This window comes from Paracoccus sp. FO-3 (genome assembly GCF_006386455.1).
Lineage (GTDB): Bacteria > Pseudomonadota > Alphaproteobacteria > Rhodobacterales > Rhodobacteraceae > Paracoccus > Paracoccus versutus.
Genome location: NZ_VCBQ01000031.1, coordinates 1 through 13,065 on the forward strand (window position 1 = coordinate 1; position 13,065 = coordinate 13,065).

Sequence of the window (13,065 nt, forward strand, 5' to 3'; positions counted from 1 at the left end):
GACCTGGAGACCTGGAGACCTGGAGACTGCGAAAGCCCGACGCGCCTGTCGAGAGGGTTTTCCACCCCGCCATGGGAAATTTTTGCCGCGCCACCTAGGGAAAGCGCATTGCCGGCTTTCGGCATGCCTTCCCGGATGGCTCAGCGCAGGCCCATCTCGGCCAGCGCCCTGGCGATTTCGGGGGGCAGGTCCGGCTCGGCCCCGCGGCCTGCCGGCAGGTCGGGCGGGGTCTCGGCGCCGGGCAGATAGCGCCAGCCCTGGAACGGACGGCGCGGCACGGCCGCGACGCGCACCAGCTCGGGGGCAAGGACCAGCGCGCAGCGGCGGATGCCGTCCTCGCCCTGCACCTCATGCAGCTCCAGGATGCGCTGGCGGGCCTGCATCACGCCCTTGAACACCCAGTAGATCGAGCCGCCGTCCAGCAGTTCGGCCTCGCGCTTGGGCCACATGCGGGTGACATGGCGGGCCGGGCCGCCGCCGAAACGGTGCTTCTGCCAGGCGGCGAGTTCGGCCGGATCGTCGCAGCCGACGCAGAGTTTCATCAGGTTCAGGGACGCGCTCATGCGCCAGATATAGCTCTGTGACGGGCGGGCGCAATGGACCTGTGCGCCAAGCCGCCATGACCGCAGTGCAGCGGCCGGGCAAACAGGACCGGCCCAGCGACGGGCGGGGGCGTGCTGTTTCCCCCGAGGCGATGACCACCCTGCGACAACATGGACGCCAGGCCGAATCCGATTCTTTGGCCAAAAAGCGATCATTCAGGAAAAATTTTGCAAAGCAACGCAGTCTGGTCCGGTGCAGTCTGGTCCGGTGCAGTCTGCGCGCCCGACCTCCTTGGGCTGTGAACCCATGAACACAACGGGAGGAGTAACCTATGATGTAACCGCTCGGTTTCTACCGCCTCGGCTTGCCGATGATCAGGCGGCTGCCGCCCGCGGTGCTGCCGGTGGCGCCCAGTTCCAGGGGAGCAGTTCGTCGAGCCGGTTGATCTTGTGGTCGTGGATGCGGTCCAGGATGTCGGCCAGATAGGCCTGCGGATCGAGGCCGTTCATCTTGGCCGTCTCGATCAGGGTCATGGCGCCGGCGAGAGTCTCGGCGCCGGTCTCGGCACCCGCGAAGAGCCAGTTTTTCCTGCCGATTCCAATGGGCCGCAGGGCCCTCTCGGCCGGATTGTTGTCGATGGCAACGCGGCCATCGTCGAGGAACAGGCTGAAGCCCGCGCGGCGGCTAAGGCCATAGCGGAAGGCCTTCGCGAGATCGCTCTTGCCGGGGAGCCGGCGTAGCTGCACCCCGGACCAGTCGAAGAACGCTTCGACCAGCGGCTTGCTCAGCGTCTGGCGGGCCGCATGGCGCGCCTTGGCAGTCTGGCCGGTGATGTCGCGCTCGATGTCGTAGAACGCCCCGATCCGATCAAGGGCTGCGCGGGCGATCTCGGATTTGGTGGATTGCCAGACGTCATGGAAGTCCCGTCGCAGATGCGCCCAGCACGCGGCCTCGCGGAAGCGGGCCGAGCTGCCGTCCGGTTCGGGAAGGTAGAGCTTGGCGTAGCCCTTGTAGCCATCTGCCTGTGAGGCATGCCGCTGGACCGTCGCAGGTGATGGCGGACATGCTCTTCCTTCCAGTCCGGCGCGAAGTGACAGGTCACGCCGGGTGGCGCTGAGCCGGACCAGGGCCGCTGATCGCGGACATAGGCCCAGATCCGACCCTTCTTCACCCCCTTGCCGAGGCCGCGGTCGCGCAAGGACCGGTCGAGCACCCGGATCGGGGTGTCATCGGCATGGAGCAGATCGCTGGCCATCACCGACATCTCGATGCGATCGATCAGCGGCTGCAGCACCCGCATCGCCCGGCCGCACCAGTCGACCAGAGTGCTGTCGGGGATGTCCGCACCCATGCGGGCGAAGATCTCGTTCTGGCGATACAAGGGAAGATGATCGTCGAACCTCGAGACCAGCACATGCGCAAGCAGCCCCGCGCCCGCCATGCTGCCGGGGATCGGACGGCTGGGCGCGGGCGGTTGCACCCTGTGCTCGCAGCGGCGGCAGGACTTCTTGAGCCGGGCGATCTGCACGACCTCCAGCTGCGCCGCAACCAGATCCAGCATCTCGCTGGTGTCTTCGCCCACCAGTCGTAGGTCGCCGCCGCAATCGGGGCAGCAGCTGCCGGGGTCGAGTTCCTGACGCTCGCGCGGCGTATCCGCCGAGACCCGCGGGCGGCGGCGTGTGGGGCGGTCCTCTGTATCGGGCTCGGCGATGGTCTTGACTTCCGGGGCATCCTCGGCGGCGGCCGCGCTGCTTTCGGCTGTCGCGACCATGAGGTCTTCAAGCGCCAGTTCCAGCTGTGCGATCTCGCGTTCGATCTTCTCCGATGACTGGCCGAAGACCTGTTTGCGCAATTTGGCGATCCGCGCCCGCAGGGTCTGGATCAGAGGGTCAGGGGCGCGCAGGGTCGCCGATATCTGCGCATTCCCGGCCTGCAAGGCCGCGATCAGCGCCTTCAGAAGCGCAGGATCATCCGGCAGGTGTTCGGCCATGCTCGACATGCGATCTGATAACACGGATCGGTCCGAACAGCCATAAAAACAACGTCTTCCGGTTCATCCGACCCGCGCAGGCGGCGCGCCCCAATCCGGCCTGCGCCAATCAATTCCTTCCCAGAGCATGGCAAGCTGCGCCGAAGTCAGGCGCATCGATCCTTCGCTACTGCCGGGCCAAGGGAAGCGGCCCCGCTCCAGGATCTTGTAGTAGAGGCAGAAGCACTGGCCGTCCCAATAGAGCAGCTTCAGCCTGTCGCCGCGACGGCCGCGGAAGGCGAAGACCGCGCCGCAGGTCGGGTTCTGGCGCAGCACGTCCCGGGCCAGCGCCGCCAGCCCCTCGATCCCCTTGCGCATGTCGGTCACGCCGCAGGCCAGATAGACCCTGACACCGGTTCCGGGGCCGATCATGCCGCCTCGACCACCCGGATCAGCCGCACCAGAACAGCAGGCTCCAGATCTGGCATGAAGCGCAGGCAGCGGCCATTGGCCAGCACCAACTCAATCTGCGGATCGGGTGCGGTCGAGCGGACAGTTGCCTCTGGCAGGGCCGTCTCTATCGGCTCGGGCGCCGAGATCGGCAGGAACAGCGCATCGGCGGTCGGAAACACCAGCCCCTTCTTCTTCAGCTCGGGCCGCCAGGCGTAGATCTGCTGGCGCGTCACATCATGGCGCTGCGCCACCTGCGTGACCGTCGCGCCATCGGCGCCAACCGACAGCACGATCCCGAGCTTCTCCTCGTCATCCCACCGCCGCCGCTCCAACCCAAGGACATCGCCACGCATCCTCAACCCCGCATAAGAGACGTCGCTAACGACGTCGTTATGCACGTCCCATAGCCGATCCGCCCAAACTCAGGCAGATGGTCGCAACCGGGCGGTTACCCCATGATGAACCGCCGCATGTTTCTTTGCACCACCGCTTCGTTCACGCCGGCCTCCGCCGGCGCGGGCATGGCGGAAACCGCCTGCGTCATGCCGACGAAGGAGCGCCAGGCCGACATGACCCCCGCGATGTCATCGCCGCGCTGCAAGAGGGCAATGCCCGCTTTGCCGCCGGGGCGGTGCAGCATTGCGACCTGAACGCGATGGCGCGCGAAACCTCGGAAGGGCAATATCCCGTTGCCGCGGTCGTGGGCTGCATCGACAGCCGCGTGCCGCCGGAACTGGTCTTCGACCAGAAGGTCGGCGACCTGTTCACCGCGCGCATCGCCGGAAATTATGTGAACACCGACATCATAGGCAGCCTTGAATTTGCCTGCAAGGTCTCGGGCTCCAGGGCCATCGTCGTGCTGGGGGCACAGCGCCTGCGGCGCGGCCAAGGGTGCCATCGACAAGGTCGAGCTGGGCTATCTGACGCATGTGATGCAGAGGATCGAACCGGCCATTGCGGCCGTCGCCCAGGCCAATCGCACCTCGAAGGACAAGGCGCTGGTGCAGCAGGTGGCCGAGAAGAATGCCGAACTGACCGTGGCCAAGATCCTTGCGGAAAGCCCGACGCTGAAGGACATGGCCATGCCGCCGAAATCGTGGTGGTGGCCGCGATGCACGGCACCGCCACGGGGGAAATCCGCTTCCTGTAGGCGAAAGGGACGGGATCAGGCGGGGTGCCCGCAGGGGTTGAACCCCGGGGCTTGCGAGGTTACGCCCCGGAGGTCCACCGATGGAAGACATCATGCCCAATCCCCAACCGACCCGCGGCCAGCCCCTGCCGGAGTTCATCGCGATGCTGGCGCTGATCTTCGCCGTCATCGCCTTTTCGATCGATTCCATGCTGCCGGCCCTGCCCGAGATCGCGGCCACCCTGACGCCCCAGAACGTCAACCGCGCGCAGCTTGTGCTGACCTCCTTCGTCGGCGGGCTGGGGCTGGGCCTGCTGGTCGGCGGGCCGCTTTCCGACGCGCTGGGGCGCAAGCCGGTCATCACCGCCGGCTTCGCGCTTTACGCGCTGGCCGCCGTGGCGGCGATCTTTGCCGATTCGCTGGACCTGCTGCTGGCGGCGCGTTTCGTGCAGGGCATCGCCGCCGCCGCACCGCGCATCGTGGCGCTGGCCATGGTGCGCGACCTGTACCAGGGGCGCGAGATGGCGCGGATCACCAGCTTCGTGATGATGGTCTTCATCCTGGTGCCGGCGGTGGCGCCGTCGATCGGGGCGGTGGTGATCCATTTCGTCGGCTGGCGCGGGGTGTTCGGCTCTTTCGTGGTGCTGGCGCTGATCGGCAGCCTGTGGCTGAACCTGCGCCGCCCCGAGACCCTGCCCGAGGCCGCGCGCCGGCCGCTGAACCTGCGCAGCCTGGCGGCCTCGGCGCGCGAGGTGATGGGCAACGGCCAGGTGCAGCTGGTGACGGTGGTGATGACGCTGGGCTTCGGGCAGATGTTCGCGCTGCTGAGTTCGGCCCAGCAGCTTTTCGTCGACACCTACGGCAAGGGCGAAAGCTTCCCGCTGTGGTTCGCCGCCATGGCCCTGCTGTCGGGCAGCGGCACGGTGCTGAACGCGCGCTATGTCGTGCGGCTGGGCATGCGGCGCATCGTGGGCTGGGCCTATGCCATGCAGGTCGTGGTCTCGGGCGCAATGACGGTGCTGGTGTTTTGCGACCTGCTGCCCGAGGCGCTGCGCTTTCCGGCCTTCTTCTTCTGGGCGGTCAGCGTGTTCTTCATGGCCGGCGTGACCTTCGGCAACCTCAACGCCATGGCCCTGCAGCGCATGGGTCATGTGGCGGGGATGGCGGCCTCGGTCGTCGGCGCGCTTTCGACGCTGGGGGCGGTGCTGATCGCGGCGCCGGTCGGGCTGCTTTACGACGGCACGGCGCGGCCGATCGTGCTGGCGACGCTGGTCTGCTCGGCGGTCGCGCTGATGCTGATGCGCGGCGTGCGCGAGGGCTGACGGCGCCGGCCGCGAGTTACCCACAGGGGAATGCGCCGCGGCCCCTTGCGCAGCCGCCGAAGCTGGCCTAAGAGCAGCCGTGTCGCCGGCCGAAGCGCAGGCGCAGGCATGGCCCGTTCGTCTATCGGTTAGGACGTCAGGTTTTCAACCTGAAAAGAGGGGTTCGACTCCCCTACGGGCTGCCATCGCCCCCTTTGCCTTTGATCCCCTTGCACGGCTAGCCCGATGCCGCCCACCCGATGCAGGCGCGCGCCCGTGGGTGGCCGGGAACATGCCGCGAAGGGGCGGCGGTTCGGGCAGGCCGCCGGGAAGGCGGCCCGCCTCGGGGTCAGTGGCTGGTCGCGGTCAGTGGCTGGCCGGGCGGACCAGCGGCACCTCATTGCCATTCGCGTCGTAGAGCCGGCCGTCCATGAAATAGTCCCCGTCCTCGAGCTGGGCGATGTCGGTGTAGCGGATGGTTCGTTCCGCCGCGGCACCGAAGACCGAGGGCTGGTCGGAATTGCCGGCCGTGAAATGGTTGAACAGAAGGTTCAGCGTGATCGCCATCAGCGCCGAGGAGCTGATGCCCGAATGGAAGATCGTCTCGACCCAGGCCGGGAACTGGTGGTAGAAGGCCGGCAGCACGATCGGGATGGTGCCGAAGCCGATCGAGGTCGCCACGATGATCAGGTTCATGTTGTTGGCGTAATCGACCTTGGACAGGGTGCGGATGCCGCTTGCCGCGACCGTCCCGAACAGGACGATGCCGGCACCGCCAAGCACCGGGCTGGGAATCGCCGCGACGATCCGGCCCATGACCGGGAACAGCCCCAGCGCCACCAGGATCAGCCCGCCCGTCGCCACGACATAGCGGCTCTTGACGCCGGTCACGGCCACCAGGCCGACGTTCTGGGCAAAGGCGCTTTGCGTGAACGAGCCGACGACCGGCGCCAGCATGCTCGACAGCATGTCGGCGCGTAGCCCGTCGCCCAGCCGCCGCCCGTCCACCTTGGTCTCGACGATCTCGCCCACGGCGAAAATATCCGCCGAGGTCTCGACCAGGGTCACGAGGATGACGATGAACATCGAGATGGTGGCCGCGACGCCGAAGGTCGGATAGCCGAAATGAAAGATCTGCGGCAGCGCGAAGACCGGCCCCTGCCCGACCTGGGAAAAATCGGTCATGCCGGTCGCATAGGCGATGGCCGTGCCGATCACCAGCGCCAGCAGGATCGACAGCCGGGATATGGCGGCATTGCCGACCTTGCTGAGCAGCAGCACGATGGCCAGCGTCAGGCCCGCCAGCAGGATGTTGGCCGGGCTGCCGTAATCGGCCGCGTTGCGGTCGCCGCCCATCGCCCAGGACCCCGCGACCGGCATCAGCGTCAGACCGATGGTGGTGATCACGATTCCCGCCACCAGCGGCGGAAAGAAGCGGGTGATGCGCGAGAATATCGGCGTGATCAGCAGGCCCAGCAGCGACGAGACGATGACCGCGCCGAAGATCGCCTGTATGCCGCCATTCCCCGAGATGGCGATCATCGTCGCCACCCCGGCAAAGGAAACCCCCTGCACCAGCGGCAACTGGCAGCCAAAGAATGGCAGGCCGATGGTTTGCAGGATGGTCGCGACGCCGCCGGCGAACAGGGATGCCGTGATCAGCAGCCCGATGTCGGCGGGCGACAGGCCGGCGGCCTGGCCGACGATCAGCGGCACCGCCACGATGCCGCCATACATGGTCAGGATATGCTGCATGCCATAGGCCAGATTGGCGGCAAGGCCCAGCCGTTCGTCCTCGGGCCGGACCGGCCCCGCTTCTGCATTCGTTGCCGTTTGCATGGTCGTCTCCCCCTTCTCTCTTCGCAAGCAGGCTCTCTCCCCTCAAGATTGGCGGAACTTATCGGGATAAGCCGGGGGTGACTTTTACAGAAAGCTATATGCTGACTTAAAATCTGATATAAAATCGACACGGGAGGCGCGGCAGGTGGGGCAGCAGGCCAGACCCGCGGCAGGATTTCCACCCTGCCGCGGGCCTGGGTCAGGGGTGCAGGGCCTCAGTCGTCGCTGGCCGCATCGGCCGGGTTGACCATCGCCTCCAGGATCGAGGGCAGGTCGATGATCCCGACCAGCCTGTCGCCGTCGCGGACCTGCGCCTCGGACACGCCGGCCTTGGTCATGCGGCGCGCGACCAGGTCCAGCCGCGAACGCGCCTTGACGGCAAAGCCGGGCAGTTCGCGCCCCTCGGCGGCGGGCGCGGCGATGGTGCGCGCCTCGATGATGCGGCCGCGATTCACCTCGCGCACGAATTCGGCGATATAGGCGTTGGCGGGGCGCAGCACGATCTCCTGCCCGTCGCCCACCTGCTCCATGGCGCCGTCGCGCAGGATGGCGATCTTGTCGCCCAGCCGCAGCGCCTCGTCGAGGTCATGGGTGATGAAGATGATAGTCTTGCGCAGTTCCTGCTGCAATTCCAGCAGGATCGACTGCATGTCCATGCGGATCAGCGGGTCCAGCGCCGAAAACGCCTCGTCCATCAGCAGGATCTCGGCATCGTTGGCCAGGGCCCGCGCCAGGCCCACGCGCTGCTGCATGCCGCCGGAAAGCTGGCGGGGATAATATTCCTCGTAGCCCTGCAGGCCGACGCGGCCGATCCAGTGCCGGGCGCGCTCCTCGGCCTCGGCGATGCCGCGGATGTCCAGCCCGTAGGCCACGTTGCGCAGCACGGTGCGATGCGGCAGCAGCGCGAATTTCTGGAACACCATCGCCGTCTTTTGCCGGCGGAAGTCGCGCAGCTGCGCCGGCGTCATCGTCACCACGTCCAGCCCGTCATAGAGCACCTGCCCCGCGGTCGGCCGGATCAGCCCGTTGATGTGCCGGATCAGCGTCGACTTGCCCGAACCCGACAGCCCCATGATGACCGTGATCCGGCCATGCGGGATGGTCAGGTTGATGTCCTGCAGGCCCAGGACGTGATTGTGCCGGTCGTTCAGCTCGGTCTTGGTCAGCCCGGCCTTGACCGCCTCGACATGGCGGCCGGCCTCGGGGCCGAAGATCTTGTAAAGGTCGCGGATCTCGATGTCATGCGTGCCCGCCTCGGTCATTTGCCGGCCTCCGTGTGCTTTTGCAGCCGCTTGCCATAGGCCTGCGTGGTGCGGTCCATGATGATGGCGATGGCGACGATGGCCAGGCCGTTCATCACCCCCATGGTGAAATATTGCTGGTTGATCGCCTGCAGCACCGGCTGGCCCAGGCCCCGCACCCCGATCATCGAGGCGACGACGACCATCGCGAGGCTCATCATGATGGTCTGGTTGACGCCCGCCATGATCGTCGGCAGCGCCAGCGGCAGTTGCACGTCACGCAGCTTCTGCCAGCTCGACGAGCCAAAGGCCTCGGCCGCCTCCAGCACGTCCGCCGCCACCTGCCGGATGCCCAGGTTGGTCAGCCGGATCACCGGCGGGATGGCATAGATCACCACCGCGATCACGCCGGGCACCTTGCCCAGGCCAAAGATCATCACCACCGGGATCAGGTAGACGAAGCTCGGCATGGTCTGCATCATGTCGAGGATCGGCGTCACCATGGCGTTCATGCGGTTCGACTGCGCCATCAGGATGCCGATGGGAATGCCCACCACCACGGCGATCAGGGTGCAGACCGCGACCATGGCGATGGTGCGCATCGTGTCCTCCCACATGCCGAAATAGCCGACCACCAGCAGCGCCAGCACCGAACCCAGCGCGATCTTCCAGCTTCGGCTCAGCAGCCAGATCCCGGCCGCCAGCACCGCCAGCACCAGGATCCAGGGCGAGCGGATCAGCAGGTTCTCGATCAGGGTCAGCAGGTCTTGCAGCGGCGCGAAGATCGCCTCCAGCGTGTCGCCCCAGGCGCGGGTAAAGTCCCGGAAGCCGCCGTCGATGGTCTGGCGCATCGCGCGCAGGCTCCCGCGGCTCATCTCCGGGAAACGGATCAGGTCCATGTCGTTCGTCCTTTGGAAATGGAAAGGGGCAAGACCGCGGCGGCGGCCTTGCCCGTCAGGCGCGAAGGCGCGGGTTACAGGGCGGCCTTGACCTTGTCGGCGACCTCGGCGGGCACCCAGCGGGTCCAGATCTCCTCGTGCCGTTCCAGGAACTCATAGGCGGCGTCCTCGTTGCTGGCCTGGTTCTCGACCATCCAGGCCAGCATCTCGTTGACGGTGTCGTTGCTCCAGGCGCGGGACTCGACATAGTCCATGGCCACGCCGGCCTTGTCGGCGAATTCCCTGGTCACGGCGGTATAGACGTCCGAGACCGGCCATTCCGTGACCTCGGGCTCGGCGCAATCGGGCTTGACCATGCAGCTGTCCCAGCGCTCGCGGTCGAAATCGGCCTCCAGCTCCAGCCGGGTCATGTCATGCTGGCCCAGGATGGCGGTGGGCGCCCAGTAATAGCCCAGCCAGCCCTCGTTGCGGTTCGCCGCCCGCGCGATCGAGCCGTCCAGCGCCGCGGCCGAGCCGGAATCGACCAGCTCGAACCCCTTTTCCGCCGCGCCCGATCCGACGAACTGGTTGCGGTTGATCGCCTGGCAGGCCCAGCCCGAGGGGCAGCCGAACCAGGCGCCCTTGCTGCCGTCCTCGGCACCGGGGAACAGCTCGGGATGCTCCAGCGCGTCCTCGAGCGTGCGGATGTCGTGTTCCTCGGCCAGCCAGGTCGGCACCCAGATGCCCTCGACCCCGCCGTCGGACAGGATCTTCGAGGCGATGACGATCCGCCCCTCTTCCACCGCCTGGTCCAGCGGTTCCTTGACGGCGTTGACCCACAGTTCGGGCGCCATGTCCGGCTCGCCCTTTTCGTTCATCGAGGCGAAGGTCGGCATGGTATCGCCCGCGACCAGCCCCACGTCGCATCCATAGCCCTCTTCAAGAATGATCTTGTCGACCCAAGCCGCCAACCCCGCCGAGGCCCAGTTCATTTCGGCGACGGTGATGCTGCCGCATTCTTCATCCGCAGCAAAGGCGGGGACGGTCAGCGCCACGAAGGCAAGCGTAGTCGAAGCAAGAAATTTGCCCATCAAACATGATCTCCGGATTTTCAACGCGCACGCGTGACGCGGCGCAGGGGGCGAAACCAACCGACGCGCGACGCCGGTCACCTCCGCGGGTCGATTGCGACCCTGTTGCGTGGAATGGGGCATGCGCCCCGATTTCGGTGGGCGATACTATACAGTTCTGTGAGAAAAGTTCAAATCCGCTTCAGGATTTTCTGCCGGCAGGGGATTTGCGCCGCATTTTCGGGACCGCAAAAGCGTCCTGGCAAGGCCAGGGGGCGCCTTGTGGCCCACCGGCCGGCCGCTACCCTGCGCGCCGCAGCCGGCATCTTGCCCAAGCCGCGAAGCTCACCACCCAAGTCGCTGATCTGGAAGAAGTGGTGGGCGACCCTGGAATCGAACCAGGCATGGGTCTCCCCGGCGGAGTTACAGTCCGCTGCCGCACCTTGCAGCACGTCGCCCGCCGAGCGCTTTCGGCGTGAAGCGGTGATTATCCCGACCGTCGGGGGGCGTCAAGCAGGGAACCGCGGAAAAGTCGCACTTCCTTGCCCCACCGCCAACCCGCCGCCACCCCGCCGCCAAGGTTGCATTCGGCGGCATTTTCTGCGCAGTCGAAACAGCAACCGGGAATGCGACATGGCCGAGAAACCACAGAAATCCAAGAAACCCGCCTGGGTCATCGACAAGGAACGCGCCCGCCGCGCCGCCGCGGCCGAAACCGTCTGGCTGTTCGGCCTGCATGCGGTGCGCGACGCGCTGGCCAACCCCCGGCGCGAAAAGCTGCGGCTGGTGGTGACGCGCAACGCGCTGGACCGGCTGGGCCCCCTGCCCGCGGAACTGACGCCCGAGATCATCGATGCCCGCGTCTTCGACCGGACGGTGCCGCTGTCGCCCGAAAGCGTCCACCAGGGCGCGGCGCTGGAGGTCAGGCCGCTGAAATGGGACAGCCTGGCCGACCTGGCGCTGTCCGGGCCGGGCCGGCCGCTGCTGGTGGCGCTGGACCGGGTGACGGACCCGCATAACGTCGGCGCCATCCTGCGCTCGGCCGAGGTCTTTGGCGCCCGCGCGGTCATCGCGCCGGCGCGCCATTCCGCGCCCGAGACCGGGGCGCTGGCCAAGACCGCCTCGGGCGCGCTGGAACGACAGCCCTACCTGCGCATCGTCAACCTGGCCGATGCGCTGATCGAGCTGCAATCCATGGGATATGTCGTGCTGGGCCTGGACGGCACCGGCACGGAAACCCTGCCGCAGGCGCTGGCGGAACTTTCGGGCCGGGCGATCTGCCTGGTCCTCGGCGCCGAGGGCCCCGGCCTGCGCGAACGCACGCGCGAGACCTGCGACCGTATCCTGCGCATTCCCTTCGCCGCAGATTTCGGCTCGCTCAACGTCTCGAACGCGGCGGCGGTGGCGCTTTACGCGGCTTCACAGAGTTGAACCCGGCCTTCACATCGGCGCTAGAACCAGCCCGCCCCGGTTGAGAATCGCCAACCGATTTGCCAGATCGAAAGCAGTCCAACCAAACCCCGCCGCACCATGATTCGTCCGATTCTCGCCAGCCTGATGCTTGCCCTGCCCGTTTCGGCGGCGTTGGCGCAGGATTGGGCATTGGACGGCATGGATCCGGTCTCATACGGCACCGAAAACGCCGCGGTTCCGGGGCGCACCGACCTGGTGACGGTCTGGCGCGGCCAGGCCTGGCATTTCGCCAGCGAACAGAACCGCAACCTTTTCGAAGCCAATCCAAAGGCTTACGCCCCCGGCCTGGGCGGGCTTTGCGTCCTGGCCCTGTCCGAAGGCCGTTCCGAGCCGGGCAATCCGCGCTATTTCGTGGTGATCGGCCAACGCACCTATTTCCTGCGCTCGGAACGCGCACGTGAGCGACTTCTTGCCGATCCGCAGCAGATCCTGATGCGCGCCAAGGCCGTCTGGACCCGCATGAATCCCTAAAATTTCACTTTTTTGCGAGCGGGGTGGAACTTTTTAGCCACGGTTCCCATTTATTTACTGAACATGGCCACGGAACGGTCATGTTCAGATCACTGTCCCTCGTTCCGCGACTTGCGCCCGGCCAGACCTCTGGACCGGGCGCTTTTTCCATGCCACTTTCGGTTGAGATCTGGGGGAGGATCAGATGAACCTGGCAGTACTTCGCGACATCGGCACCTCGCCGGTCGACGACGACATTGCGCGCATCGCCCGCACGGTGCGCTGCATTGCCATCGTGGGCCTGTCGCCGAACGAAGCGCGACCATCCTGGGGCGTGGCCCGTTACCTGAAATCGCAGGGCTATCGCATCATCCCGGTCAATCCGGGCCATGCGGGCAGCACCATCCTGGATGAACGGGTCTATCCCGACCTGCGGGCGATTCCGCCCGAGGTGGTGGTGGACATGGTGGACATCTTCCGCCGGGCCGAGGCCGTGCCCGCCATCGTCGACCAGGCGCTGGCGCATCTGCCCCGGCCTGGCACGATCTGGATGCAGCTGGGCGTCCGCCATCCGCAGGCGGCCGCACGCGCCCGCGCCCGCGGCCTGACGGTGATCGAGGATCGTTGCCCGAAGATCGAGTTCCCGCGCTTTCTTTAAGGCCATGGCGATACGAAAAAGGCCCCGGTCCAGAGGATCGGGGCCTTTCTTTTGCGCCGCC

General features: G+C 66.7%; 11 protein-coding genes, 2 tRNA genes and 3 pseudogenes. 7 read left to right on the forward strand and 9 right to left on the reverse strand.

Going from position 1 to position 13,065, the window contains the following annotated elements:
• Positions 1 to 140 precede the first annotated feature (140 nt).
• From FE811_RS10680 to FE811_RS10695, 4 genes and pseudogenes are all read right to left on the reverse strand, one after another.
• The gene (locus FE811_RS10680; RefSeq protein WP_114537472.1) at positions 141 to 563 is read right to left on the reverse strand and encodes a DUF1489 family protein; all 423 of its coding nucleotides are present in this window, start codon (positions 561 to 563) and stop codon (positions 141 to 143) included.
• Between the two features lie 354 nt (positions 564 to 917).
• Positions 918 to 2,542 (reverse strand): annotated as a pseudogene (locus tag FE811_RS10685) (IS66 family transposase).
• Positions 2,543 to 2,596: 54 nt separating this feature from the next.
• On the reverse strand, positions 2,597 to 2,944 hold the full coding sequence (tnpB, locus tag FE811_RS10690) for an IS66 family insertion sequence element accessory protein TnpB (protein ID WP_116222598.1): 348 nt from the start codon (positions 2,942 to 2,944) through the stop codon (positions 2,597 to 2,599).
• A complete protein-coding gene (locus FE811_RS10695) occupies positions 2,941 to 3,318 on the reverse strand; it encodes a transposase (protein WP_116222597.1) in 378 nt (125 codons plus the stop codon). The genes tnpB and FE811_RS10695 overlap by 4 nt, the downstream gene beginning before the upstream one ends.
• Positions 3,319 to 3,620: 302 nt before the next feature.
• Here FE811_RS10695 and FE811_RS28710 point away from each other — a divergent pair.
• From FE811_RS28710 to FE811_RS10710, 4 genes and pseudogenes are all read left to right on the forward strand, one after another.
• Positions 3,621 to 3,815 (forward strand): annotated as a pseudogene (locus tag FE811_RS28710) (carbonic anhydrase); the annotation flags it as partial.
• Positions 3,787 to 3,981: pseudogene (locus FE811_RS28715) on the forward strand (hypothetical protein); the annotation flags it as partial. The pseudogenes FE811_RS28710 and FE811_RS28715, both read left to right, overlap by 29 nt.
• Positions 3,982 to 4,207: 226 nt before the next feature.
• Positions 4,208 to 5,416: a Bcr/CflA family efflux MFS transporter gene (locus tag FE811_RS10705; RefSeq protein ID WP_116222846.1), complete on the forward strand. Its 1,209-nt coding sequence runs from the start codon at positions 4,208 to 4,210 to the stop codon at positions 5,414 to 5,416.
• Between the two features lie 110 nt (positions 5,417 to 5,526).
• Positions 5,527 to 5,601 (forward strand) — tRNA-Glu (locus tag FE811_RS10710).
• 160 nt (positions 5,602 to 5,761) lie between these two features.
• On the opposite strand, the gene FE811_RS10715 is transcribed toward FE811_RS10710, so the two are convergent.
• The 5 genes from FE811_RS10715 to FE811_RS10735 all read right to left on the reverse strand — a co-directional run bounded on the left by FE811_RS10715 (position 5,762) and on the right by FE811_RS10735 (position 10,882).
• Positions 5,762 to 7,234 (reverse strand): nucleobase:cation symporter-2 family protein, encoded by a 1,473-nt coding sequence (locus FE811_RS10715; RefSeq protein WP_116222596.1) that lies wholly within the window; start codon positions 7,232 to 7,234, stop codon positions 5,762 to 5,764.
• Positions 7,235 to 7,449: 215 nt separating this feature from the next.
• Complete coding sequence (locus tag FE811_RS10720) at positions 7,450 to 8,496, reverse strand: glycine betaine/L-proline ABC transporter ATP-binding protein (protein ID WP_036756652.1); 1,047 nt, start codon at positions 8,494 to 8,496, stop codon at positions 7,450 to 7,452.
• Entirely contained in the window at positions 8,493 to 9,374 is an 882-nt protein-coding gene (locus FE811_RS10725) for a proline/glycine betaine ABC transporter permease (protein WP_036756655.1), read from the reverse strand. Before FE811_RS10725 ends, FE811_RS10720 begins: the two co-directional genes overlap by 4 nt.
• A gap of 74 nt (positions 9,375 to 9,448) precedes the next feature.
• Positions 9,449 to 10,444 carry an ABC transporter substrate-binding protein gene (locus FE811_RS10730; protein ID WP_036756658.1) on the reverse strand — a complete coding sequence of 332 codons (996 nt, stop codon included), beginning with the start codon at positions 10,442 to 10,444 and terminating at the stop codon, positions 9,449 to 9,451.
• Between the two features lie 354 nt (positions 10,445 to 10,798).
• Positions 10,799 to 10,882: transfer RNA gene (locus FE811_RS10735), tRNA-Tyr, on the reverse strand.
• 174 nt (positions 10,883 to 11,056) lie between these two features.
• On the opposite strand from FE811_RS10735, the gene rlmB reads away from it, so the two are divergent.
• The 3 genes from rlmB to FE811_RS10750 all read left to right on the forward strand — a co-directional run bounded on the left by rlmB (position 11,057) and on the right by FE811_RS10750 (position 13,004).
• Complete coding sequence (rlmB, locus tag FE811_RS10740; protein ID WP_116222595.1) at positions 11,057 to 11,854, forward strand: 23S rRNA (guanosine(2251)-2'-O)-methyltransferase RlmB; 798 nt, start codon at positions 11,057 to 11,059, stop codon at positions 11,852 to 11,854.
• Positions 11,855 to 12,025: 171 nt separating this feature from the next.
• On the forward strand, positions 12,026 to 12,367 hold the full coding sequence (locus FE811_RS10745) for a YHS domain-containing (seleno)protein (protein WP_275600366.1): 342 nt from the start codon (positions 12,026 to 12,028) through the stop codon (positions 12,365 to 12,367).
• Positions 12,368 to 12,551: 184 nt separating this feature from the next.
• Positions 12,552 to 13,004 (forward strand): CoA-binding protein, encoded by a 453-nt coding sequence (locus tag FE811_RS10750; RefSeq protein ID WP_036756667.1) that lies wholly within the window; start codon positions 12,552 to 12,554, stop codon positions 13,002 to 13,004.
• Positions 13,005 to 13,065: the final 61 nt, after the last annotated feature.

Bases quoted from the DNA above. Each gene is read 5' to 3' on its own strand.
- tnpB (WP_116222598.1), bottom strand. From the start codon at position 2,944: ATGATCGGCCCCGGAACCGGTGTCAGGGTCTATCTGGCCTGCGGCGTG.
- FE811_RS10750 (WP_036756667.1), top strand. From the start codon at position 12,552: ATGAACCTGGCAGTACTTCGCGACATCGGCACCTCGCCGGTCGACGAC.
- FE811_RS10720 (WP_036756652.1), bottom strand. From the start codon at position 8,496: ATGACCGAGGCGGGCACGCATGACATCGAGATCCGCGACCTTTACAAG.
- FE811_RS10705 (WP_116222846.1), top strand. From the start codon at position 4,208: ATGCCCAATCCCCAACCGACCCGCGGCCAGCCCCTGCCGGAGTTCATC.
- FE811_RS10730 (WP_036756658.1), bottom strand. From the start codon at position 10,444: ATGGGCAAATTTCTTGCTTCGACTACGCTTGCCTTCGTGGCGCTGACC.
- rlmB (WP_116222595.1), top strand. From the start codon at position 11,057: ATGGCCGAGAAACCACAGAAATCCAAGAAACCCGCCTGGGTCATCGAC.
- FE811_RS10695 (WP_116222597.1), bottom strand. From the start codon at position 3,318: ATGCGTGGCGATGTCCTTGGGTTGGAGCGGCGGCGGTGGGATGACGAG.
- FE811_RS10680 (WP_114537472.1), bottom strand. From the start codon at position 563: ATGAGCGCGTCCCTGAACCTGATGAAACTCTGCGTCGGCTGCGACGAT.
- FE811_RS10715 (WP_116222596.1), bottom strand. From the start codon at position 7,234: ATGCAAACGGCAACGAATGCAGAAGCGGGGCCGGTCCGGCCCGAGGAC.
- FE811_RS10725 (WP_036756655.1), bottom strand. From the start codon at position 9,374: ATGGACCTGATCCGTTTCCCGGAGATGAGCCGCGGGAGCCTGCGCGCG.